The sequence below is a fragment of the Xanthomonas cannabis pv. cannabis genome (assembly GCF_000802365.1).
GTDB classification, from domain to species: domain Bacteria; phylum Pseudomonadota; class Gammaproteobacteria; order Xanthomonadales; family Xanthomonadaceae; genus Xanthomonas; species Xanthomonas cannabis.
Genome location: NZ_JSZE01000007.1, coordinates 19385 through 42277, shown reverse-complemented (window position 1 = coordinate 42277; position 22893 = coordinate 19385). Strand labels below are relative to the sequence as shown.

Below are 22893 nucleotides of genomic sequence, written 5' to 3'. Positions count from 1 at the left end.
GTGGTGATTCCGCTGGGTGGGTTTCCGGTGTTGTCCACCACCCAGGAAGCGTTCGCGCTTGACCTGTTTCACGCGTTGGCTGCACAGCAGCCGCGCCGGGTCTTTTTTGCCAACACCAACTTTGTCGTGCAGTGCCAGGCGCTGCGGATGCGCATGCGCGAGCCCGGCGTGCGCATCGTCAACGATGGCATCGGGATGGATCTGGCGGCGCGGATGATTCATGGCCGCCGGTTCGCCGGCAATCTCAATGGCACCGATCTGATTCCGTATCTGTGCAGGGAGAGCGCACAGCCGCTCAAGTTCTTCCTGCTGGGCGGCCGGCCCGGGGTCGGCAAGACCGCCGCTGCCACCTTGACCGGTACGCTGGGGCAGCAGGTGGTGGGCATGTGCGACGGTTACGGCGAGTTTGCCGCTGCCGGCGAGGGCCTGGCCGAGCGCATCAATCGCTCGGGTGCGGACGTGCTGCTGGTGGCCTTCGGCAACCCGTTGCAGGAGCGCTGGATCCTCGACCATAGCCACGCGCTGCGGGTGCCGCTGGTGTTCGGCGTGGGCGCGCTGCTGGACTTTTTGTCCGGCACCGCCGAGCGGGCACCGGACTGGGTCCGTCGCCTGCATATGGAATGGATGTACCGCCTGCTCAACGAGCCGCGCCGGCTGCTCAAGCGTTATAGCTGGGATCTGCTGGTGTTCTTCCGTACCTGTCTGCGCGCGGGCAAGCATCTGCCCTGATGCGCAGCGGCGGCGGCTGGCCTAGCATGCGTGCATGCATCCCACTGCCGCCGCCCTGATCCGATCACTCGCGTTGTCACCCCACCCGGAAGGCGGGCACTTCCGGCGCGTCTACGCCTCCGCGCACCAGGTCAGCGACAACGGCGTCGCGCGCCCGGCGCTGACTGCGATCCGTTTCCTGCTCACTGCCGGCCAATGCAGCGCCTGGCACCGCGTGGATGCGGAAGAAAGCTGGCATTGGCAGCAGGGCGATGCGCTGGAACTGCTGGTCTACGACGAACGTGACGGGCAACTGCGGCGGTTGATCCTGGACGCGGCCGAACGCGGCGAGCCGATGCATGTGGTTCCTGCGGGCTGTTGGCAGGCGGCGCGCTCGCTGGGTGACTTCACCCTGGTGGGGTGCACGGTGTCGCCGGGATTCGTGTGGGACGGCTTCGCGCTGCTCGACCAGGCGTCTCCCCTGGCAGCGCATCTGGCAACGCTGGCGACGCGCTAGCAGTGCTGCCGATGCTCGGCCGAACGCTTCCCTAACGCAGTGGTCGCAGGCTTGGCGTAATGTCCGCCGCAAACAGGGGGCGACCACGTGATGCGACACAGGGCAGTGGGATGGGGCGCCGGCTTGCTGCTGGTGTCGATGCTGGCGACCGCCAGCGATCTGTCGATACAGGGCGCGGCCGCGCCGCCCCCGGTGGTCGACCTGGAGGCGCTCGTCGTCCGCGGGGTCCAGCCCGGGCCGGGCCTGTGGAAGGTGCGCAAGGGCGAGCATGTGTTGTGGATCCTGGGCACGCAGTCGCCGTTGCCAAAACGCCTGCAATGGCAATCGTCGGAAGTGGCCACCATCATCGGCCAGTCGCAGCAGGTGCTGATGGCGCCGACAGTGCAGGTCGACGCGGACATGGGTTTTTTCGGCAAGCTCACCTTGCTGCCATCGGCAATGCAGGCGATGAAGAACGAGGACGGCCGCGAGTTGCGCGAGGTCCTGCCGCCCGACCTGTACGCGCGGTGGAAAGTGGCCAAGGCCCGCTACATCGGCAGCGATCGTGGCGTGGAACGCAAACGCCCGATGCTGGCCGCCGGCGAGCTGTACCAGGCGGCGCTGAAGCGTGCGGGCCTGGCCCGCTCGCCGGTGATCTGGTCGGTGGTGGAGCGCGCCGCCAAGCGCGCCGGCATCAAGCCCACTCCGACGGCGCTGGACTACAAGATCACCGACCCGCGCCAGGCGCTGAAGGAGTTTCGCGCCGGCGGCCTGGACGATATCGCCTGTTTTCGCAGCATCCTGGTGACGGTGGAGCGCGACCTGCCCACCATGGTCGAGCGCGCCAACGCCTGGTCGGTGGGTGATATCGAGGCATTGCGCCAGCTGCCGCGCGAAGATCCGCAGGCGGCCTGCATGCGCGCGATGGCCAGTTCCGATGCGGCAAGGAAGCGCGGCATCGACGATCTGGAGCGGCGCATGCGCGAGCATTGGCTCGCGATCGCCACCACTGCGCTGCAACGCAATCGCAGCACCTTCGCGGTGCTGCCGATCAGCCGTCTGACGGCCCCGGATGGATACCTGGACCGGTTGCAGGCGCTGGGGTATGCGGTGGAGGCGCCTTGAGCGCCTGACGCGGCAATGGGCGTGCAGGTGCACGGCACCGTTACGCACGCAGTGCATGCCGGAGTTCGCGCGCGATGCCGGACACGCAAGGCTTGCAGCCGTGCCAGCAGGGCGTGCCTGGGAGCGGTGCCGCACTGCGGTGTGGAATGACACTGCAGAGGAATGGGTGCCTCGCCATCCGGGACGGTTAGGCCGACCGTTCCAGCCAAGGTATGCTGCGCGCCTTCTTCGCCGAGAGCTCCGTGTTGAACGCATTGCCGCTGCGCATCCTGGGCACCGGACGCCACGTCCCGGCCAGGCAGGTGACCTCGCAGGCGCTGGACGAGCGCTGGCAACTGCCGGCGGGAACCACCGTTGCCCGGTTGGGTGTCGAAACGCGTTACTACGTGGGCGAGGGCGAGACGGCATCTTCGATGGGCGCCGCTGCTGCGCAGCAGGCACTGGCAAACGCCGGCATCGATGCCGGTGAGGTGGATTGCCTGATCTCGGCCTGCAGCGTGATGGAGCAGCCGATTCCCTGCCAGGCGGTCTTGATCCAGCGTGCATTGGGGCTGGGCGATTCCGGCATTCCGGCATTCGATGTCAACGCGACCTGCCTGAGCTTTCTGGTGGCACTGGACACGGCGGCCAATGCGCTGGCGCTTGGCCGCTATCGACGCGTGCTGATCGTCTCCAGCGAAGTGGCATCGGCCGGCCTGGACGATACGGTGCCGGCCACTGCCGGGCTGTTTGGCGATGGCGCCGCTGCGGTGGTGGTCGGGCGCAGCAGCGCAGACCACGGCTCGGCACTGCTGTCCAGCCGGCTGTCCAGCTACGGCAGCGGCGCGGACCTGTGCCGCATCCGCGGCGGCGGCACCCGCGCACCACAGGGCGATGACGACGCACGCGCCGCCTCACGCCTGTTCTGGATGGACGGCCGCGGCGCCTACCGGTTTGCAGCGCGCCATCTGCCCGCATTCTGGGACCAGTTGCTGCGCGAGGCCGGCACCAGCACGGCGCAGCTGCGCTGTCTGGTGCCGCATCAGGCCTCCGGCGGTGGGCTGGATCATGTCGTGCAGACGCTGGGGCTGCGCAACGAGCAGGTCGTGCGCATCCTGCACCACACCGGCAACCAGGTGGCTGCCTCGCTCCCGCATGCCTTGCATCACGCATGCGTGGACCGGCAGTTGCAACGCGGCGACGTGTTCGCGTTGCTCGGTACCGGCGCCGGCCTGGCGATCGGTGGCATGGTGTTGCGGTACTGATGGCCACGCGCGTGTCCATCGCGCTGTTGCGTGTCGGCCACTGCCGTCATTGCGAGCGCATGGTGCGTGCGGATGGCCACTGGCATGCGGTGGAGTTCCCCGCATTGAGCGTGTTGATCCGGCATCCGCAGCGCGGAGCGCTGCTCTACGACACCGGCTATGCCACGCATTTTTTCGATGCCACCGATCCCTGGCCGGAGCGTGTGTATCGCTGGACGACACCGGTGACCCTGCCCACGCACGAGACCCTGGGCGCGCAACTGGCGCGGCGCGGCGTGCAGCTGGAGGACATTGCCTGGTGCCTGATTTCGCATTTCCATGCCGACCATGTCGGCGGTCTGCGCGACCTGCCGAATGCGCGCTTCATCTGCCTGCGTGCCGATCACCAGCAGCTGCGCAGCTGTTCGCGCCTGGGCGGCTTGCGACGTGCCTTGCTGCCGCAGCTGCTGCCAGACGACTTCGATCAGCGCCTGCAGTTTGCCGAGCAGGCGCCGCAGCGCGCGCTGGGCGGCGCCTGGCAGGGGCTGGGCGCAGCCTATGACCTGTTCGAGGACGGCAGCGTGCTGGCGGTGCCGCTGCCCGGGCATGTCCCGGGGCAAATGGGCCTGTGGCTGCGCGATGCGCATGACCGGCAGGTACTGCTGTGCGCAGATGCGGTGTGGTCCCACGCAACCCTGGCCACCCTGCAGTGGCCGGCGTGGCCGACGCGCCTGCTGATGCACGACTGGCGCGCCTTCCAGCGCACCGTGCATCACCTGCATGGCCTGGCACAGGCGCAGCCGGAGCTGGCCATCCTGCCGTCGCACTGCCAACCCAGTCTTGACCGTTACCAGCCGGAGTGGCGATGACGTTGCGCATTCTCGTGACCGGCGCGTCCGGTTTTGTCGGCGGCGCCTTCCTGCGCCGGTTCCAGGGGCAGCCCGGGCTGGAGATCCATGGCATCGGGCGACGTGCCAGCGATCTGCCCAACTACCATCGCATCGACCTGAGTCAGCCGTTCTCGCTGGAGTGGCAACCGGACGTGGTGATCCACGCGGCGGCGCTGGCCTCGCCCTGGGGGACGCGCGCGCAGTTCCAGCTGCACAACGTGCAGGCCACCGCCAATGTCATCGAGTTCTGCAAGCAACACGGCTGCCCGCGTCTGCTGTACGTGTCCTCCAGTTCGGTGTTCTACCGGGAAGCGCATCAATACGACCTGGACGAGCACAGTCCGATCGGTCCGCACTTCGTCAATACCTACGCGCAGACCAAATACCTGGGCGAAACCCTGCTGGAGCACTATCCGGGCCAGGCGTCGGTGCTGCGTCCGCGTGCGGTGTTCGGGCCGGGCGACACGGTGCTGTTTCCACGCGTGATCGCCGCCGCACGCAAGGGCGCGCTGCCGCGTTTCATCGGGCAGACCCAGTCGGTGATCGGCGATCTGATCTACATCGATACGCTCTGCGATTACCTCTATCGCGCGGCCACGGCGCCGCAGTTGCAGCGGTCCTACAACCTCACCAACGCGCAGCCGGTGGATGTGCAGCAGCTGTTGCTGGAGGTGCTGGCGCGGCTGCATCTCCCCATGCCGCAACGCCAGGTCCGCATCGGCACTGCGCTGCGCATGGCCAGCGTGGTCGAAGGTCTCTACCGCGTGCTGCGGTTACGTGGCGAGCCGCCGATCACCCGGTTTGGGGTGGGCGTCTTTGCCTATTCCAAGACCTTCAATCCACACCGCATGCTGGCCGATCTGGGCCCGCCCAGTGTTGGTCTGGATGCAGGCATCGAGGCATTCGTGCGCTGGCAGGCTGCCCAGTGGGCCTAGCCACGCTCGCCCTGGCTGCCGCGTATCTGGGCCTGCTGCTGATCAAGTCTGCAGCCGCGTTGTGGGTCATGCGCGGCGCGCACCCCGGCCTGGCTGGCGGTATCGCCGCAACGCAGGCCGAGGTGGCCGTGCTGCAACCGATTCTCGGCGGTGATGCGCACCTGCAGGAGGTGCTGGCGTCCAACCTGCGAGCCCTGCCACGGGCGCAGTTCGTGTGGTTGCTGGATGCAGACGACGTCGCAGGCAACACGGTGGCCGATGCGCTGATCGCCCGGTTTCCACAGGTGCGGATTGCCCGCATGCTGGTGCCGCCGGCGCCACCGGGCATCAACCCCAAGGCCTGGAAACTGCAGCATGCCTTGCCGGGCGTGCGTGCGCCGATCAGTCTGATCCTGGATGATGACGCGCACCTTGGCAGCCACGCCTTGACGCAGCTGTTGCAGGACCTCACCCATGCCGACGTCGTGACCGCGTTGCCGTATTACCGCGACAGCGACACGTTGGCCGGGCGCCTGCTCTCGCAATTCGTCAACAACAATGCAGCGCTCACCTACCTGGGCTGGCTGCCGTTTGCGGCGCCGGTGACACTCAATGGCATGTGCTATGCCGCGCGGACTGCGCAGCTGCGCGCCTGGGGCGGCTTTGCCGCACTGCTGGACCAGCTGACCGACGATCTTGCCGTCGCGTCCCTGGTGCGCGAACGGGGAGGGCGCCTGTGGCAATCCACCGCGCCGGTGGAGATGCGCACCGCACTGCCGGACCTGGCGAGCTATGCACGCCAGATGCACCGGTGGATGCTGTTCGGGCTGATCCTGCTGCGGCAACAACCCGTGCGCGTGCGTGCAGCCATCGTGTTGCTGCAAGGATTGCCGCCGGTCGTGCTGCTGGCCATGCTGCTGTGTGCGTGCATGCCGCCCGGCTGGCCGGGTGCAGCCATTGTGGTTGCCACCTTGCTGCTCCGCGCACTGCTGCTGTGCGCCGTGCAATGGCGCGTGACCGGTGCGCTGCGCCACCGTCCGCTGCTGTCGGTGTGCGCGGAGTGTCTGCAGCCGCTGCACCTGTTGCACGCTGCAGGGGTGCGCATCATCCGCTGGCGCACCCGCCGCTACCGCGTACTCGCGAACGGTCGCTTTCGTGCCGAATGAGCGCCCCTTGCTGCAGATTGCGTTCCTGACCGGGCAGAGCGACCGGGCACGCTGCGCCTTGAGCGCGGAGCAGCAGCAGTTTCTGCAGGCGTTGCAGGGTGGGGGCCGCCGGCTGATCGACTGCAATTACCCGTATCGCCCAGACAGCGCGCCGCATCGGCGCACCCCGCTGTGGCGCGCGAGCCTGTCCAACGCGCGCCAGTATCTGGGTGCGCGCGCCGGGCGCGTCGCATCTGCCGATCGCGCGCGCGTGGCTGGCTTGCTGCAGCACAGCCCGATGACCGTGCTGCTGGCCGGCAGTTGCGGCTTGCAGTTGTTGACGGCCCTGCAGTTGCCGCAGTCGGCGCGTGCGCGGCTGGCCGTGTTCGCCTATGGGCCGGTCTGCCGCGCGCCTGGCGCGTTCGGGCAGCTACGCGTGGTGCAGGGGCGCGGTGACTGGCTCTCGCGCGCGCTGTTCGATGGTGCGGTGGCGCACGCGCCACGCTGTGGCCACATGGACTATCTACGCAGCGCGAGCGTGCTGGCCAGCTGCCGGGCCTTCGTCGCCGAGGTCGAGCAGCACTTGCGGAGCAGCCTGCATGCGGATTGATCTGGTCGCCCCGCCGTACAGCGGCCACCTGCATCCGATCCTGGCCATTGCACGCCAGCTGGCGCCTGACCACGATGTGCGCGTCATCAGTACGCCGGCGGCGCAGGCGCGCATTGCGGCGTGCGGGCTGCGCGCGGTCAGCGTGCTGGACGCGCAGGCCGATCGTGTGCTGCTGGATATTGCCAACCCACCGCATGCGGTGGGCCATCATCCGTTGCGCCTGCGCCGGCAGCTGCACGCCGCGCTCGGCCTGATGGCGCAGCTGGGCGATGCGCTGAAGACGGACTGGCGCGCACGACGGCCGGATCTGGTGATCGTCGATTTCACCCTGCCCAGCGCCGGGCTGGCCGCGCAGGCGGAGGGTATCGCGTGGTGGACCAGCATGCCGTCGCCGTGCGTGATCGAAGCCGGCGACGGGCCGCCGGCCTACTTCGGTGGGCTGCGACCGGCCACTACCCTGCGCCAGCGCATGTGGCATGCGCTGGCGCGGCGGCTGACGCGCGGCTTCAAGCGCAGCTTGCATGCCTGCTATCGCCGCCAGATGCGCGCGTGCGGGTTGCCGGCGCTGTACCGCCGCGACCGCAGCGAGGCGGTGTATTCGCCGCAGTGCATCCTGGCCCTGGGCGTGCCCGCGTTCGAGTTCGCCCGGCGCTGGCCCGCCGCCTTGCGCTTTGTAGGGCCACAACTGTGCACGCCGCCGTCCGAGGTGGCGCCTCCCGGCTTCGTCGACGGGCGCCGGCATGTGCTGGTGACGCTGGGCACGCATCTGCAGTGGGTCAAACAGCGCATGGACGAGGTATTGCGCGCGCTGGCGCCGCGGTTCCCCGAGGTGATCTTTCATTTCAGCGATGGCGATACGGCCGCGCCGCAACAGCAGGGGCAGGGCAATTATCAGCGGCTGCCGTACGTGGATTACGCGCAGCATCTGCCGCGGTACGCGCTGGTCGTCCACCACGGCGGCGCCGGCATCCTCTACGCCTGTCTGGCAGCGGGGCTGCCTGCGATTGTGTATCCGCTGGACTACGACCAGTTCGACCACGCCGCGCGTCTGCAGGCTGCCGGTGCGGCAACCTGGCTGCGCAACCTGGATGAGCTGCCGGCACGACTGGATGAGGCCCTTGCCGCGACCGAGCCGCCGTGCGGCGTACGTCGCCTGCAGGCGGAGCTGCAGGCGATCCACGCGCAGCAGCGCGTCGTGCAGCTGGTGCAAGCGTTCGCAGATACCGGCGCGCTACTGCAGGAGTGACGCCACCGCGCCAGCGCCGCCCGCGGCGGCATGGTGGCGTGCAGGGCACCATGCCGCGCCCATTGAAGCCCAGGCAAGCCTCCGCATGTGGACCAGGGACAGAGCGCGCGTCACAGGTGGGCCGGTCAGTGCTGCCCCGGCGCTCCCCACGCGCAGGCCGAACCTCGCGGCGCGCCGGTTGAAATCAACCCGCCGCTGCGTTCAATGGCGGCGTGTGGGTCGTCATCAGTTGCGGCCAGCGCTTGAGCACCGCAGCGCGGATGCCGGCCTGGTCGATGCCGGCTTCGGCCAGCAGGTCTTCGCGGCTGGCGTGATGCTGGAAGCTGTCCGGCAGGCCCAGCTGCAGCATCGGCATGGTCACGCCCTCGGCATTGAGCAACTCGGACACGCCGGAGCCCGCACCGCCGGCAACCACATTGTCTTCGATGGTGACGAAGCCATCGTGGGTCCTGGCCAGCTCCAGCAGCATGGTCTTGTCGAGCGGTTTGACGAAGCGCATGTTGACTACGGTCAGGCCAAGTTCGCGGCCGACCGCTTCCGCGGCTTCCACGGTCACGCCAAAGCCCAGCAGCGCAATGCGCGACCCGTTATGACGCAGCTGCGCCTTGCCGATGGGCAGGGTGGCCAGCGAGGCATCCAGCGCCACGCCGGGTCCGGTGCCGCGCGGGTAACGCACTGCGGCCGGGCCTTCGTAACGCACGCCGGTGCTCAGCATCTGCCGGCATTCGGCTTCGTCGGCCGGTGCCATGACCACCATGTGCGGCACGCAACGCAGGAAGCTCAGATCCAGGTTTCCGGCATGGGTGGCGCCATCCGGGCCGACCACGCCGCCGCGGTCGATCGCGAACAGCACGTCCAGCTGCTGCACCGCCACGTCGTGCACCAGCTGGTCGTAGCCGCGCTGCAGGAAGGTGGAATAGATCGCCACTACCGGCTTGGCACCTTGCGTGGCCATGCCCGCGGCCAGCGTCACCGCGTGTTGCTCGGCGATCGCAACGTCGAAATAGCGCTGCGGATACTCCTTGCTGAAACGCACCAGGCCGGAGCCTTCGCGCATCGCCGGGGTGATCACCAGCAGCTTGGGCTCGGCCGCCGCCATGTCGCAGACCCAGTCGCTGAACACGTCGGTATAGGTCGGCTTCCTGGCGCCGGCCTTGGCCACCAGGCCCTTGCTCGGGTCGAACGGGCCAACGGCGTGATAGCCGATCTGGTCGCCTTCGGCCAGCTCGTAGCCCTTGCCCTTGGTGGTGATGACGTGCAGCAGCTGCGGGCCCTTGAGGGTCTTGAGCGTCTTGAGCGCGCTGACCAGGCTGGGCAGGTCGTGGCCGTCGATCGGGCCGGTGTAATGAAAGCCCATTTCCTCGAACAGGGTGGACGGCACGAACATGCCCTTCCAGTGCTCCTCCCAGCGCCGCACGAAGCGCGCGGTGGGATTGTTCTTCTTGTCGCCGAGGATCTTCTTGCCGCCCTCGCGGATGGCATTGAGGGTACGGCTGCCGCTGGCACGGCCCAGCATCTTGGTCAGCCCGCCCACCGCCTCGGAGATCGACATGCGGTTGTCGTTGAGCACCACCAGCAGGTTCGGCTCCGGATCCATCCCGCCGGCGTGGTTGAGCGCCTCGTAGACCATGCCGGCGGTCATGGCGCCATCGCCGATCACGGCGACCACCCTGCGGTCGTCGCCGTTGCGCTGCGCGGCGATCGCCATGCCCAGCGCGGCCGAGATCGAGGTGGACGAATGGCCGACGCCAAAGGTGTCGTAGATGCTCTCTTCGCGCTTGGGAAACGGCGCCACGCCGTCCTTCTGCTTGACCGTGTGGATCTGGTCGCGACGGCCGGTGAGGATCTTGTGCGGGTAGGTCTGATGCCCGACGTCCCACACCAGCTGATCGACCGGCGTCTGATACAGGTAGTGCAGGGCCACGGTGAGTTCGATCACGCCCAGGCCGGCGGCAAAGTGCCCGCCGCTCTTGCCCACCGATTCGATGAGATAGGCACGCAGCTCGTCGGCGATCGCCGCAAGATCGGCCTCGTCGAAGCTGCGCAGGTCGTCGGGGGTCTGGATGCGGGACAGGCGCGGGTAGCGGGTGGAGTCGATCATCATCGTGTCAATCTTCTGAAACCACATTGTCCTCCCCAGGCGAAGGCCGGGCAAGCAAACCGGTTCAGCTGTCAGCCGGCGGTAATGGTCGAGCGCGCCATCGTGAGCGCTTTGCAGCGTGGTCGTGGTGCACGCGGCCAGTGCTACCGCCGCGATCGCCATGGCGCTTGGGCCGTTGCCGTCCCTGCAATGCATCGACGCGTGCGCCGCCGGGCACCGGCGACCTACAGCGACAGTTTCGAGCGCTTGGGCAGCTGCGCACGCAGGAAGGCCATCTGGTCCGACAGGATATTGCGGTTGGACAGGATCAGGTGCTCGATCCAGCTCGGTCGGTACGGCACCGCCAGCAGCGGCATGTGCGCTTGCTGCGGCGTGCGGTTGGCCTTGCGCGAGTTGCACTGGAAGCACGCGGTGACCACGTTCTCCCATGTGTCGCGCCCGCCCTTGGAGACCGGCATGACGTGGTCGCGGGTGAGGTGCGGGCGGCTGAAGTGCTGGCCGCAGTACATGCACAGTTGGGAGTCACGCGCGAACAGCGCGGTATTGCTGAGCGTCGGGGTGGGGTCCAGCGCACGCGAGCGGGCGTGGCCGCGCGCGGCGATGATTGGGTGCAGCTCCAGTGTGCTGCGCTCGCCGGTCAGCCGCGAAATGCCGCCGTGGATCTGCATGCAGGGCTCGCCCAGCGTCCAGGACACCGCGTCGCGTGCATACAGGCAGGCGGCGTCCTGCCAGTTGATCCAGTCCAGCACCCGGCCGTGCGCATCGAGCGACAGCAGACGCAGGCTGGGAAGTGGCTGGATCGCAGCGACAGCGCTGCCCGCGACCGGGGCAGAGGCGCCTCCGGGGAAGATCACATCACCTACGTGCGTGTCTGTCTCCATCGGGACAACAGCTTATACCCGATCGTTGACAGTTTGTGTATCGCGGCGAACGGCTTGGTGCGCGTCTTGCAATAGGGGTCAGCACGTCCCGGCCCAGCCGCCCCGGCGGCGATGCCGCCGCGCTGCGTCACCAATGTTCAGACCCGTTGCAGGCCTCACTTAGCCACAGGAACTCACTCGGGCGCGACGTCTTGCCGACCGGTAATGCCTCGTCGCGGCCAGGTCCGCTCCTACGACAGCGGCAGCCAGCTGCGATGATGGCGCTCAGCCTTCGCCGAACAGCTCCGCGTCCAACGTCATCAACGGCGCGGCGCCGCTGCGGATGGTGGCGGCGTGGGTCAAGGTGCGCGGCAGGATGCGGGCGAAGTAGAAACGCGCGGTCTCGCGCTTGGCGCGCTTGAACTCCTCGCCATGGGCCGACGCGTCGGCCGCGGCAACGCTGCGCGCCCACCAATACGCCAGCACCACGTAGCCGGAATAAAACAGGTAGTCGTAGCTGGCCGCGCCCAGCTCGTCGGGGTTGCGCGCGGCGCGATCGAGCACGTCGCGGGTCAGCATGGCCCATTCGCTGGCCTTGTCGCGCAGCGGCTTGATGAACTCGGCCAGTGCCGCGTTGCCTTCCTGCGCATTGGCGAAGGTTTCCAGATCGGCCAGGAACAGCTTCAGGCCGGCAGCCTGGCTGGCGGCGGTCTTGCGGCCGATCAGGTCCAGCGCCTGGATGCCGGTGGTGCCTTCGTAGATGGTGGTGATGCGCGCGTCGCGCGCCAGCTGCTCCATGCCGTATTCGCGGATGTAGCCGTGGCCGCCAAAACACTGCAACGCGTGGTAGGTGTTTTCGATCGACCACTCGGTCTGGCAGGCCTTGGAAATCGGGGTGAGAAAGCTCACCAGGATTTCGGCGTCGGCACGCTCCTGGTCGGTGCTGCCGCGGTGGGCCACGTCGACCAGGCTGGCGGCGTGCAGCGCCAGCAGGCGGCTGCCTTCGGTCAGCGACTTGATGGTCAGCAGCATGCGGCGCACGTCCGGATGCACGATGATCGGGTCGGCCGGCTTGTCGGGGAATTTGGCGCCACTGAGCGCGCGCGACTGCAGGCGCTCGCGGGTGTAGCGCAGGGCGTTCTGATAAGCGCGCTCGGACAGCCCGATGCCTTGCAGTCCCACGCTCAGGCGCGCGGTGTTCATCATGGTAAACATGGCCTGCAGGCCCTTGTGCGGCTGCCCGACCAAGTAGCCCTGAGCGCCTTCGAAGTTCATCACGCAGGTCACCGAGCCCTTGATGCCCATCTTGTGTTCGATGGAGCCGCAATGCAGCGCGTTGCGCTCGCCCACCGTGCCGTCACGGGCCACCTTGAACTTGGGCGTGACGAACAGCGAGATGCCCTTGGCGCCGGCCGGTGCGTCCGGCAGCTTGGCCAGCACCAGATGCACGATGTTGTCGGTGAGGTCGTGCTCGCCGGCGGTGATGAAGATCTTGGTGCCGGTGATGGCGTAGCTGCCGTCGGCGTTGGGTTCGGCACGGGTCTTGAGCAGGCCCAGGTCGGTGCCGCAATGCGGCTCGGTCAGGCACATGGTGCCGGTCCAGCGGCCGTCAATCAGCGGCTTGAGAAAGACCTCCTGCTGCCAGGCTTCGCCATGCTGGCGCAGCGCTTCGGTAGCGCCATGCGAGAGCAGCGGGAAGTTGCCCCAGGCCAGGTTGGCCGAGTTGATCATCTCGTTCAGCGGCACACCCAACAGATGCGGCATGCCTTGGCCGCCAAACTCCGCCTCGGCGGTCAGGCCATTCCAGCCGCTGTCCACGAACTGGTCGTAGGCGGCGCGGAAGCCGGGCGGGGTGGTCACGGCATGGGTGCTCTTGTCGAAGGCGCAGCCGATTTCGTCACCCACGCTATTGAGCGGCGCCAGCACTTGCGAGGTGAAGCGACCGGCCTCTTCGAGCACGGCGTCGATGATGTCGGTGCTGGCCTCGGTGTAGCCGAGGCGGGCGAACAGCGCTTCGGCGCCGAGCACGTCGTGCAGGGCAAAGCGGAAATCGGTCAGCGGGGCGGCATAGCTGCTCATGCGGGATCCTTGAAGCGGGTGCGGGAGGGCGTGCGCGTCAGCGCAGCACGCCATTGAGGCCGGGGGCCGGGCTGAGCGTGTTGCGCGATTCCACCGCGAACTCGCGTTGTTTCTTGTCCTGCGGGGTGGCCCATACCGTGCCCTTGAGGGTGTAGGGCAGCGAGCGGCCGCCGGCCAGCACATCGGCCACGGTGATGCGGCCCAGCGAGGTGGGCTGCACGGTGACGGTGACGATATCGGCGGTTTCCGGGCCGATGGACATGCCCACCGCCCGGTCGAGCTTGCCGGCCACCTGCTCGCCAGCAGAGATCTCCAGCGCCACGCGCTCGAACTGCATCGGGATGCTGCTGTAGTTCTGCAGGCGCAGGTCGACCGACCAGCTGCCATCGGCGCGGACGGTGAGCTGCTGGATGCTGGCGGCCGGCTCGGACACGCGGCGCACCGCGCCGCCGCAAGCGCTCAACAGCAGGCCACAGGCCAGCGACACGATCAGGAGGCGGGAGGCACGACGCATGTAAGGGGTCCTTGGCGGCTGAGGCGGCGCCAAGAATACTACGCAGTACGGACGCCGCCTTGCGCCCGATGCCAGCCCCGCCCGCCCGGGAGCGGGGTACCCGGCTCACAGCACGGGCGCGGCCACGATCAGCGGCGACAGGTCGTAGCCCATCTGCGTGGCACGGGCCTTGAGCTGCTCGAACTGCGCACGCGGCATCTGTGGCGAGCGCGACAGGATCCACAGATAGTTGCGATCCGGCTCGCCGACCAGCGCCCATTGATAGTCCGGGTCGAGCGCGATCACCCAATAATCGGCCCAGACCAGCGGCAGCCAGCTCAGCCATTCGGGCGCGAAGCGTACCTGCAACTGCCCCGGATGGCCGTCGACCGGTCGCGCCACGCCATCGGCCTGGGTCAGGCTGCCATCGGCGGTGCGGCAGCCATTGCGCACGCCGATCAAGCCATCGTCGCGCAAGGTGTAGCTGGCGGTGATATCGCTGCGGCACTTTTTCTGAAACGACACCGGTAGATGCGCGATCTCATGCCACTGCCCTGCGTAGCGCGAGATATCCAGCTGCGGGACCGCGCGCACCGGTTGCTGCGCGGACGCAGCCAGTGGCAGCAGGGCGAGGCACGACCACAGCAGGCAAGACAGGCGCATGACGATCTCCGATGGACGCGCGCAGGCTAGGCGATGCGCCTCCCTGCGCGGCGTGAACCGGTGCAAGAAATCAGGCGACGACGCCACGCTGCAACAAAGTTGGTCACAACGCTTGCCCAAAGTGCGCCTGCTCGCTATGATGCGCCTCCTCGCAACGCAGGCATCGCGTCGCAGGTAGTGGCCGAGTAGCTCAGTTGGTAGAGCAGGGGATTGAAAATCCCCGTGTCGGCGGTTCGATTCCGTCCTCGGCCACCATTTTCAAGCCTGCATTCGCAAGGCTTCCCGGTTAGATCCGGATTCGTCGTCTTCCTCACGTTGCATGTTGCGATGTCCCAGCCCGGGGCGATTGCGCTGATGCGTGCGTTTTCATGCACGCCGGATATCGCCGCGCTGGCATCGACGCAGTGACGCGACGGCAATCCTGCTCCGCTGTTCTAGATCGTTCCGCTGCAGCTGCTGTTGCGCATCTGTGCGGATGTTGCCGCGGGTTTCCACGTCATCTTCAACCTGGCGCGGCAATACTCTGCGCATGACGCACAAGACTCTTCGACGCACCTTGATCCATGGCTACTGCGGTGAATTCCGCGTGGAGACCATGGAAAGTCAGGCCCCGGGCGACACCCGCTGGATGTCGACCGCGTTCGTCTATCACCGCGACCGCGCGGCGCCGGTGGCCACCATCGAGGGCGCCGGCGAAGGCGAGTATCGCGGTGACGCGCGCGAACAGGCATTGCGCGTGGGATCGTGCCTGGCAGATTTTCTGGACCCGAAGGAATACCGGGCGGACCCGGCCGAAGCGGGTTAGCAGCTCGCCGGTTGGTGCAGGTGCCTGGTGCGCTCCCGGCACGGCGCCGCGCCGACGCGCATCAAAGCAACGCCACGCAGTGCAGATGGGTGTGCAGGCCTTTGCGCAGGATGCGATAACTGTCGCGATCGAAGTCTCCCGGCGCCGACTTCAGCTTGCGCGCGGCGGCCAACGAGGCCGTGCTGCCCAGGTAGTGCCAGTCGCGCAGCACGTGGAACTGGGTCAGATGCGCGCCCTGTTCCTTCACCGCCACGGCGCCGGGAAATGGCCAGACGGCCTGTTCCAGGTGCCCTAGCGCGTCGCGCAGACGTTCCTCGTGGTCGCCCAGCGTTTCCGCGCCATGGCAGGCGCCGGCGCAGCGTTTGAGCATGGCGCGGAAGCATGGCCGGCCGGCAGCGACGCTCTCCAGCCCCAGCAGTCCGTAGCAAAGGCGGTCGCGATCGGCCAGCCGCCGTAGTGCCTCCTTGGCGGCGCGCGGGCTCGAGTACAGCCCGTACAGCCACGGTGTCAGCGCGGGGTCGCTCTCGGCCGAATGCACGATGGACACCTCGCCGCGATACAGCCGGATCGAAAACTGGCGCGGCACGCGGCGCAGCTTCTGGTTGTACAGCGGCCGCATCGATTTGATCAGTTGCGACTCCAGCAGTTGCGCGCCCAGATCGCCGGCCATTTCGATCACGCTCACCCGGCGGGTCTGACGCAGCAGCGCGGCTTCGCGGGGCGTACGGAAATGATCCATCACCCGTCCGCGCAGATTGATGCTCTTGCCGATGTACAGCGGCAGTCCGTCGTCCTGCCCGTGGAAGAGATACACGCCCGGCGTGGCAGGCAGGGTTTCCAGCGTGCTGCGCAGATGCTCGGGGTAGGCGTAGTCCACCGGGCTCAAGCCGCGCCGGGTGCGCTCACTCCGGGCCATGGGGCGACCGGGGCTGCGGTGAGTGGCAATCGCTGGCGTGCTTGGGCCGATACGGGTGTGCCGATCGGCATGCGTCGTCTGCGATCGCGCTGATGTGCGATGCAGGTGCGCCCATGCCAGGGCGGCATCGTGGCCGGGTGGTGTGTGTCATCGGGCGCGAGCGTGCCAACCTGCCGTCTCATCCGATGAGACTCGGCCGATGCCGATGCCGATGCAATCAACACCGCGCTACTTAGCGATTGTTGCCGCCACCACTAACCTGACCACCTTTCTTGCCGGCTTCGCGTGCCTCTTCGGAGCTGAACTCGTGCGCGTTGCCGCTTTCATGAGCCGCCTGGCCGCCCTGGGCCGGCGGCGAGGCATCCATGTTGCGGCGATAGACGAACAGGCGCGGCGCCTTGGCTGCCTGTGCCGGGGCCTGGCGTTCGCCGGCGATCAACGAGAATCCAATCTCGGCCAGCATGCGCGAGAGCGCGTTGGCGTTGCCGCGGCCCGGATCGCTGATCACGATCTCGCACGCGGGTTTGGCCAGGGCGGGGATCAGCTTGGCCAGCATGGTGGCGTGGCGGGTTTCATAGAGCACATCGCTGGCGATGATCATGTCGAACTGCCCCATGGTTGGCGCGCCGGTGTCCCAGTCGAGCCGGCGATACGGCACCGCGTCCAGCCCGTTGAGCGCAGCGTTGTAGGCCAGGAACACTTCCGCCAGCGGATGGTGGTCGCTGGCCACCACGTCGGCGCCGCGCCGGCGCAGCACCAGGCTCGCCAGCCCCAGCCCGCAGCCGAGCTCGAGAATGCGCCTGCCCTCGATCGGGCGGGTGGCCATTGCTTCGGCCAGCAACTGGCCTGCCGGCCACACCTGGCCGAACAGGCTCCACTGCGCCGAGGAAATGCCGGCGTCGGCAGCGGCCTGGTCCGGGTCGGCGTATTGCTGCTTGTCCGCCAAGGCGCGGATGACGTAGGTCTGCTGCCCGAAGGTCAGTTCGTGAATCTGGGTCTGGTAGCCCGACATGGTGGCATCGCATGGGTGGCCAGGCATCAGCACCGGCAGGGAAGACGCACGCGCGACGCCGCCGCAGTGGCAGAGCGAAGGCGCAGGAGCTGCAAACAGCCCGCGCATGCTACGGCAAAACGGCGCGCACGCGGTCGCGTGGGTCTGCGTGGGAGGGCAGGGCCGCTGCCGGAGTGCACGGCCACCCAGCCGGTTGCATTCGGTTGCATCGGCGCGCGCGGCCGTACGGCAAAGGCTCATGGATGTGACGGGTCAACTCACCGGGCCCAACTAGAATGTCGCCACGGGAATAGCCCCGCGGAGAACACCACTTGAACGATCCCCGTCACGGAGAGCTGCGCGCGCCTCATATCAGCGAATCCCGCAGCCTGCCTGTGGAGAAGCACCGCTCGGATATCTTTTTTGCCGCCGTGGAAACCACGCGCATGCCGATGACGGTGACCGACCCGCATCTGCCGGACAATCCGATCGTGTTCGCCAATCGCGCGTTCCTGGAAATGACCGGGTATTCGGCCGACGAGATCATCGGCAACAACTGCCGCTTCCTGCAGGGCCCGGAGACCGATCCGGCCAGCGTGCAGGACGTGCGCGAGTCCATCGACAACCGCCGCGAATTCGCCACCGAGGTGCTCAATTACCGCAAGGACGGGTCCTCGTTCTGGAACGCGCTATTCGTCTCGCCGGTGTTCGACGACAAGGGCAACCTGGTCTACTTCTTCGGCTCGCAGCTGGATGTGAGCCGCCGCCGCGACGCCGAGGATGCCTTGCGCCAGGCGCAGAAGATGGAAGCGCTGGGGCAACTCACCGGTGGCATTGCGCACGATTTCAATAACCTGCTGCAGGTAATGTCCGGGCACCTGGAAGTGATCCAGATGATGGCGGCCGCCAACGCGGGCAGCAATGCCGATCGCATCGCGTTCAGCGCCGAACATGCGGCCGCGGCTGCGGCCAAGGCCGCCACGCTCACCCAGCAATTGCTGGCGTTCTCGCGCAAGCAGAAGTTGCGCGGCCGCGTGGTCAATCTCAATACCCTGGTGGCGGGCATGAACAACATGGCCGAGCGCGCGCTGGGTGGCGGCATCACCTTGCGGCAGTTGCTCGAAGAGGGGCTGTGGAATTGCCAGATCGATACCACGCAAGCCGAGGTGGCATTGCTGAACGTGTTGATCAACGCACGCGATGCAATGGCGCAGGCCGAGCGTAAGGAGGTCACGGTGCAGACCCAGAACGTGGAGATCACCAGCCACGATCTGGCAATGCATCACCAGCTGGCGCCCGGACGCTACGTGAGCATCGCGGTGAGCGATACCGGCAGCGGCATGCCGCCGGAAGTGGCCAGCCGCGTCATGGAGCCGTTCTTCACCACCAAGGAAGAGGGGCAGGGTACGGGCCTGGGGCTGTCCATGGTGTACGGCTTCGTCAAGCAGTCCGGCGGCACGGTGCGCATCTACAGCGAGGTGGACCAGGGCACCACGGTACGCCTGTATTTCCCGGCTTCCAGCGAATTCGAGAACGACCTGCAGGCGGCCAAGAGCCGCGCGATCGACAAGGGTGGCGACGAGACCATTCTGGTGGTGGAAGACAAGCAGGACGTGGCGGTGGTGGCCAAGATGTTCCTGGAAAATGCCGGGTATCGCATTCTGTCCGCATCGAGCGGGCGCGAGGCGATCGAACTGCTGGAACAGCACCCGGAGGTGGATGCGTTGTTCACCGATCTGATCATGCCCGGCGGCATGAATGGCGTGGTGCTGGCACGCGAAGCGCGTCGCATGCAGCCCAAGTTGAAAGTGCTGCTGACCACCGGCTACGCCGACGCCAGCATCCAGCGGACCGACGTGGGCGGTGCGGAATTCGACGTGGTCAACAAACCCTACACGCAGAAGGAATTGCTAAAGCGCATCCGCATGCTGCTGGATGGCCCGACTGGCGTGGGTTAGGCGCCGGAGGGGCAGGGGCGATGGCGTTGATCGGCATCGCCTGCATATGCCAGCGTCCCGGGCGAGGGGCATGTTGGCCGATCGGTTGCCGGTGCAGCCCCCGCCTGATCGGCATTCAACAAGCCGGGCCGCGACCACTCCGAATCCCCAATCCCCAATCCCCGTCCAGCTACTCTTCGCCCAGCGGTGCCACATAGCCTTCGGGTTTGTCGGCATTGCGGTCGAACAGGAACTTCTGCAATTCGGCCTCGAGAAACGCGCGGTGCTTGGGGTCGCGCGGTGACAGCCGGTTTTCATTGATCAGCATGGTCTGGTGTGCCAGCCACGCCTGCCAGGCGGTCTTGCCGATGTGCGCGAACACGCGCTGGCCCAGCTCGCCGGGGTAGGGCACGAAATCCAGGCCGTCGGTGTCGCATTGCTGGTACTGGCAGAACACGGTGCGGGACATGCGAATTCCTTTGAAGGCGTGCTTAAAGCGTGTCGAGCAGTTTGCGGATCGGTGCCGGCAAGCCCAGCGAGCCGAGATCGGCGCGCGCCACCCAACGCAGGTCGTCATTGTCGCGCACCGTTGCGCGCAGCGCGACCTTGCGCAGGCGCAAGGGCTGCAGGTGCAGCCGGTAATGGCTGAAGGTGTGCACGAGCGGCGCCATCGCATCGGCGCGTTCGTAGTTGCCTTCGATGTGGGTGGCGAACCAGCTGCGCAGGCCGCTGTCGGTCTCCGCCTGCGGCAGGGTCCACAACGAGGCCCAGATGCCGGTCGGCGGGCGGCGTTGCAACAGGATCTCGCCGTGCAGGTTTTCCAGCAGCAAGGCAGTGGCTTCGCGCTCGGGCAGCACCTTGCCGGGCTTGGGAGTGGGTAAGGCGTCCACCAGGCCGTCGCGGCGGGCGACGCAGTCCTGCTGCAGCGGGCACACGATACACGCCGGTCTGGCGCGCGTGCACAGCGTGGCACCGAAATCCATCTGCGCCTGCGTGTAGTCGGCCAGTCGTCCGGCCGGCACGTGCGCAACATGGGCCCAGGCCAGTTGCCATAGCTGCTTTTCCACCACCGGCAGGCCGGGATAGCCGGCGATGCCGTGGACACGCGTGAGCACACGCTTGACGTTGCCATCCATGATCGGAAAACGCTCGTTCCAGGCCTGGCTCAGGATGGCGCCGGCCGTGCTGCGGCCGATGCCCGGCAGCGCAAGCAGTGCATCGAAGTCGCGCGGCAGGTCGCCATCGTGCGAGGCGACGCAGTGTTTGGCGGCGGCATGCAGGTTGCGCGCGCGGGCGTAGTAGCCCAGCCCGGCCCAATGCGCCATCACGGTGTCGTTGTCGGCTGCCGCCAAATCCGCCAGCGTAGGGAAGCTTTCCACGAATTTGTGGAAATACGGAATGACCACCGCCACCTGGGTCTGCTGCAGCATGATCTCCGACAGCCACACCCGGTACGGCGCGCGTGGATGCTGCCAGGGCAGATCGTGGCGGCCGTGGCCGTCGAACCAGTGCAGCAGGCGCTCGACGAAGGTATCAGCAAGGGGAGTGGCGTGGTCGGCTGGCATGGCGCTCTGCTGGCGGTGGAGGGCAAGGGTGTCGGGAGCAGGAGTGCAGCTGCTACGCGCGTGGTGCGGCGCGTCCACTCACCGCAGCGGAAACGTCATTCCGACCAGGCACCGTTCGCAGAAACATCCGCATCCCCAGGCCAATGCGGTGATGTGGGCGCACGGTAATAAGCCACCGACGCACAGCGCGGACTGGCGTGTGCAGTGCTGCAGGCAAGGGCTGGGCAACCGTCAGTACACGTCGTGCCTGCGACCAGTCACGCGATACCTGCCGCACGCTGCAACCACCCCGCAGCGCTTGCAGATGCGGGCAGGCATCTTCCAATCAACCGCCCAAGGCGTCCGGCAACAGTGCGTCGACGAAGGCGACCGGGTCGAAGACGCGCAGGTCTTCCGGGCGTTCGCCGATGCCGGCGAAGCGGATCGGGATGTTGAACTCCCGCGCCAGCGCAAACACCACGCCACCCTTGGCGGTGCCATCGAGCTTGGTCACGACCAGGCCGGTGACGCCGACCGCCGCATGGAACTGACGCAGCTGCGAGATGGCGTTCTGGCCGGTGGTGCCGTCGATGACCATCAGCACTTCGTGCGGCGCGGCGGCGTCGATCTTGCCGAGCACGCGGCGGATCTTGCCCAGCTCGTTCATCAGCCCGGTCTGGGTGTGCAGGCGGCCGGCGGTGTCGGCGATCAAGACGTCGGTGCCGCGCGCCTTGGCGGCCTGCAGCGCGTCGAACGCCACCGAAGCGGCATCGGCATTCTGCCCCTGCGCAATCACCGCCACACCGTTGCGGTCGCCCCAGGCCTGCAGCTGCGCCACGGCAGCGGCGCGGAAGGTGTCGCCGGCGGCCAGCATCAGGCTGTTGCCGTCGTCCTTGAAGCGCTTGGCCAGCTTGCCGATGGTGGTGGTCTTGCCAACGCCGTTGACGCCGACGGTGAGCACCACGAAGGGCTTGTGCGAGCGGTCGATGACCAGTGGCTTGGAGACCGGCTGCAGCAGCGCGATGAGATCGGCGCGCAAGGCCTTGAACATGGCCTGGGCATCGACGAATTCGCGCGACTTCATGCGCTTGCGCAGGCCTTCGACCAACGCGGTGGTGGCGCCGATGCCGACGTCGGCGGTGATCAACGCAGTCTCGATCTCGTCGAGCAGGTCGTCGTCGAGCTTGGGGTTGCGCGAGAACAGGCCACCGAAGCTGCGCGCGAAGGTGCTGTTGCGCAGGCGCTCGCGCCAGCCGGGTTTGCCCGCCGGTGCAGCAGGCAGGGCGTCGTGCTGGCCGACGATGCTGTCGTCCTGGGTGCCTGGCAGCGGACTGCTGACGATGGCCGGTGCGGTGACCACTGGTGTCGTGCTCGCGGCCGGGGCGGCGGCGGGCGGGGCGGAGGCGGCAGGCGGTACGACGGCGGGCGGAGCAGCAACAGGCGGTACGACAGCAGGCGCAGCGGCAATAGGCGCAGCGGCAATAGGCGCAGCGGCAACAGGCGTCGCGACCGGCGCTGCGGGCGTCGATGGTGGCGATTGCAACAGCGACTGCGCCGGTGCAGCAGGCGCTGCGGGCGCCGTTGCCGGCGAGGTCGGTACGCCGTGTGGCTGCGCCACGACTGGCGGCACCACCACCACCGGCGCCGGGGCGACGGGGGCGGCGGCAGGCGCCGGGTCCGGCAGTGCCTGCAGGGCCGATGGGGCCGGCGCCGCAGGGGCGGGCGGCGTGTTCGGCACCGCCGCCACGCTCTGCGCCTGGCCGGTGCGGGCGGCGATGTCGCGTGCCAACGCCTCAGCCGGTGTGGCGGGCGCGGCGTGCTCGGCGGCCGGCGTTGGCGGGTCCGCCGCTACCGGTGCGGGCGTGGGCGCTGGCGTAGCGGCAGGCGGTGTGCCGGTCTGCGCAGGTGGCAGGGCGTCGACGGGCGATGCAGGGGTGGCGGCAGACGGCGCGGTGGGAAATGCGGCTGCCAGTTCTTCCAGGCTGTAGCGCGAGGTACGCGAGCTGTCGGGCGTGGTGGGCTTGTTGCGGCGAAAAAAGCTGGCCATTGGCAACGCAGTAGGGGAAACCCGAAATTCTACCATCGGGGTCCGGTCTCACCTTGACGCGCCCTTCAGTGGCGCCCCTCGCCACCACGGCGGCAGCACA

The 22893-nt window shown here is 67.6% G+C and carries 20 protein-coding genes, 1 tRNA gene and 2 pseudogenes; 12 read left to right on the top strand and 11 right to left on the bottom strand.

Going from position 1 to position 22893, the window contains the following annotated elements; all coding sequences use genetic code 11:
• The 9 genes from OZ10_RS02080 to OZ10_RS02040 form a co-directional block, all read left to right on the top strand.
• The coding region (locus tag OZ10_RS02080) for a WecB/TagA/CpsF family glycosyltransferase (RefSeq protein ID WP_052209950.1) at positions 1 to 729 on the top strand (729 nt) is incomplete at its 5' end.
• A gap of 34 nt (positions 730 to 763) precedes the next feature.
• On the top strand, positions 764 to 1225 hold the full coding sequence (locus OZ10_RS02075; protein ID WP_039410873.1) for a cupin domain-containing protein: 462 nt from the start codon (positions 764 to 766) through the stop codon (positions 1223 to 1225).
• A gap of 90 nt (positions 1226 to 1315) precedes the next feature.
• Positions 1316 to 2329, top strand: coding sequence for a TraB/GumN family protein (locus OZ10_RS02070; protein WP_039410875.1), 1014 nt, complete (start codon positions 1316 to 1318; stop codon positions 2327 to 2329).
• Positions 2330 to 2541: 212 nt separating this feature from the next.
• Complete coding sequence (locus tag OZ10_RS02065) at positions 2542 to 3573, top strand: 3-oxoacyl-[acyl-carrier-protein] synthase III C-terminal domain-containing protein (RefSeq protein WP_039410878.1); 1032 nt, start codon at positions 2542 to 2544, stop codon at positions 3571 to 3573.
• Entirely contained in the window at positions 3573 to 4421 is an 849-nt protein-coding gene (locus tag OZ10_RS02060; protein WP_039563807.1) for an MBL fold metallo-hydrolase, read from the top strand. The genes OZ10_RS02065 and OZ10_RS02060 overlap by 1 nt, the downstream gene beginning before the upstream one ends.
• Positions 4418 to 5377 carry an NAD-dependent epimerase/dehydratase family protein gene (locus tag OZ10_RS02055; protein WP_039563806.1) on the top strand — a complete coding sequence of 320 codons (960 nt, stop codon included), beginning with the start codon at positions 4418 to 4420 and terminating at the stop codon, positions 5375 to 5377. The genes OZ10_RS02060 and OZ10_RS02055 overlap by 4 nt, the downstream gene beginning before the upstream one ends.
• Complete coding sequence (locus tag OZ10_RS02050) at positions 5368 to 6522, top strand: glycosyltransferase (RefSeq protein WP_039563805.1); 1155 nt, start codon at positions 5368 to 5370, stop codon at positions 6520 to 6522. Before OZ10_RS02055 ends, OZ10_RS02050 begins: the two co-directional genes overlap by 10 nt.
• A complete protein-coding gene (locus OZ10_RS02045; protein WP_039563804.1) occupies positions 6512 to 7111 on the top strand; it encodes a hypothetical protein in 600 nt (199 codons plus the stop codon). Before OZ10_RS02050 ends, OZ10_RS02045 begins: the two co-directional genes overlap by 11 nt.
• Complete coding sequence (locus OZ10_RS02040; protein WP_039563802.1) at positions 7101 to 8357, top strand: glycosyltransferase; 1257 nt, start codon at positions 7101 to 7103, stop codon at positions 8355 to 8357. Before OZ10_RS02045 ends, OZ10_RS02040 begins: the two co-directional genes overlap by 11 nt.
• Before the next feature lie 184 nt (positions 8358 to 8541).
• Here the strand turns inward: OZ10_RS02040 and dxs are convergent, their stop codons facing one another.
• The 5 genes from dxs to OZ10_RS02015 form a co-directional block, all read right to left on the bottom strand.
• Positions 8542 to 10458, bottom strand: a complete 1917-nt coding sequence (gene dxs / locus OZ10_RS02035; RefSeq protein WP_039410930.1) for a 1-deoxy-D-xylulose-5-phosphate synthase — start codon at positions 10456 to 10458, stop codon at positions 8542 to 8544.
• A gap of 224 nt (positions 10459 to 10682) precedes the next feature.
• On the bottom strand, positions 10683 to 11339 hold the full coding sequence (locus OZ10_RS02030) for an HNH endonuclease (protein WP_039410890.1): 657 nt from the start codon (positions 11337 to 11339) through the stop codon (positions 10683 to 10685).
• Positions 11340 to 11603: 264 nt separating this feature from the next.
• Positions 11604 to 13397, bottom strand: a complete 1794-nt coding sequence (locus OZ10_RS02025; RefSeq protein WP_039563800.1) for an acyl-CoA dehydrogenase C-terminal domain-containing protein — start codon at positions 13395 to 13397, stop codon at positions 11604 to 11606.
• 37 nt (positions 13398 to 13434) lie between these two features.
• The gene (locus tag OZ10_RS02020) at positions 13435 to 13911 is read right to left on the bottom strand and encodes an LEA/WHy family protein (RefSeq protein ID WP_039410894.1); all 477 of its coding nucleotides are present in this window, start codon (positions 13909 to 13911) and stop codon (positions 13435 to 13437) included.
• Between the two features lie 105 nt (positions 13912 to 14016).
• Positions 14017 to 14553, bottom strand: coding sequence for a lipocalin family protein (locus OZ10_RS02015; RefSeq protein WP_039563799.1), 537 nt, complete (start codon positions 14551 to 14553; stop codon positions 14017 to 14019).
• Positions 14554 to 14732: 179 nt separating this feature from the next.
• Between OZ10_RS02015 and OZ10_RS02010 the strand changes: the two genes are divergently transcribed.
• A tRNA-Phe gene (locus OZ10_RS02010) sits at positions 14733 to 14808 on the top strand.
• Between the two features lie 274 nt (positions 14809 to 15082).
• Positions 15083 to 15358 (top strand): hypothetical protein, encoded by a 276-nt coding sequence (locus OZ10_RS02005; RefSeq protein ID WP_039563798.1) that lies wholly within the window; start codon positions 15083 to 15085, stop codon positions 15356 to 15358.
• Positions 15359 to 15419: 61 nt separating this feature from the next.
• On the opposite strand, the gene cho is transcribed toward OZ10_RS02005, so the two are convergent.
• The 3 genes and pseudogenes from cho to OZ10_RS01995 form a co-directional block, all read right to left on the bottom strand.
• Positions 15420 to 16274 carry an excinuclease Cho gene (gene cho, locus OZ10_RS02000; protein WP_081419246.1) on the bottom strand — a complete coding sequence of 285 codons (855 nt, stop codon included), beginning with the start codon at positions 16272 to 16274 and terminating at the stop codon, positions 15420 to 15422.
• A gap of 232 nt (positions 16275 to 16506) precedes the next feature.
• Positions 16507 to 16623 (bottom strand): annotated as a pseudogene (locus tag OZ10_RS23110) (KGG domain-containing protein); the annotation flags it as partial.
• Positions 16621 to 17286: pseudogene (locus tag OZ10_RS01995) on the bottom strand (class I SAM-dependent methyltransferase); the annotation flags it as partial. The pseudogenes OZ10_RS23110 and OZ10_RS01995, both read right to left, overlap by 3 nt.
• Before the next feature lie 311 nt (positions 17287 to 17597).
• Here OZ10_RS01995 and OZ10_RS01990 point away from each other — a divergent pair.
• Complete coding sequence (locus OZ10_RS01990) at positions 17598 to 19223, top strand: hybrid sensor histidine kinase/response regulator (protein WP_039410900.1); 1626 nt, start codon at positions 17598 to 17600, stop codon at positions 19221 to 19223.
• Positions 19224 to 19392: 169 nt separating this feature from the next.
• On the opposite strand, the gene OZ10_RS01985 is transcribed toward OZ10_RS01990, so the two are convergent.
• The 3 genes from OZ10_RS01985 to ftsY form a co-directional block, all read right to left on the bottom strand.
• Positions 19393 to 19671 carry an oxidative damage protection protein gene (locus tag OZ10_RS01985; protein ID WP_039410902.1) on the bottom strand — a complete coding sequence of 93 codons (279 nt, stop codon included), beginning with the start codon at positions 19669 to 19671 and terminating at the stop codon, positions 19393 to 19395.
• 22 nt (positions 19672 to 19693) lie between these two features.
• On the bottom strand, positions 19694 to 20767 hold the full coding sequence (mutY, locus tag OZ10_RS01980) for an A/G-specific adenine glycosylase (protein WP_039410904.1): 1074 nt from the start codon (positions 20765 to 20767) through the stop codon (positions 19694 to 19696).
• A gap of 325 nt (positions 20768 to 21092) precedes the next feature.
• Positions 21093 to 22793: a signal recognition particle-docking protein FtsY gene (gene ftsY, locus OZ10_RS01975; RefSeq protein ID WP_039563796.1), complete on the bottom strand. Its 1701-nt coding sequence runs from the start codon at positions 22791 to 22793 to the stop codon at positions 21093 to 21095.
• Between the last annotated feature and the right edge of the window lie 100 nt (positions 22794 to 22893).